Raw genomic sequence first — 422 nt, 5'->3', positions numbered from 1 at the left:
CTGAACTGCTGCCGGGCCTCGGCAATGTCCGCTACCGCACGGCAAGGCCGCACTGGCTGATCATCGACGAAGCGCATCATCTCCTGCCGAAGCGCCGCGAGGACACGCGCGCCGTGCTTTCGCTCGAGCTGCCGGGCACCGTGCTGATCACGGTGCATCCGGAAGCAATCTCGACGGGTGTCTTGCACCTGGTGACGGCGGTGATCGGGCTCGGCCCGATGGCCAAGGGCGTCGTCAAGACCTTCTGCAAGGAAGCCGGGCTGGAAGCGCCCAGGAACATCCCGACGCCCAAGGGCGATCGGGTGCTGCTGTGGCGGCCGCGGGACGGCAAGAAGCCGTTCACGGTCAAGGCGATCGAGCCGAGCCAATCGCTGAAGCGGCACAGCCGCAAATATGCCGAAGGCGAGCTCGACGAGGCGGGC

The 422-nt window shown here is 67.1% G+C and carries 1 pseudogene; it reads left to right on the top strand.

Annotation, left to right across the window (positions count from 1 at the left end):
* Positions 1-422: pseudogene (locus tag EN851_RS34285) on the top strand (phosphoglycolate phosphatase); the annotation flags it as partial.

This window comes from Mesorhizobium sp. M8A.F.Ca.ET.208.01.1.1 (assembly GCF_004791315.1).
In the GTDB taxonomy this organism is placed as follows: domain Bacteria; phylum Pseudomonadota; class Alphaproteobacteria; order Rhizobiales; family Rhizobiaceae; genus Mesorhizobium.
This window is presented reverse-complemented; position numbering and strand designations above follow the sequence as displayed.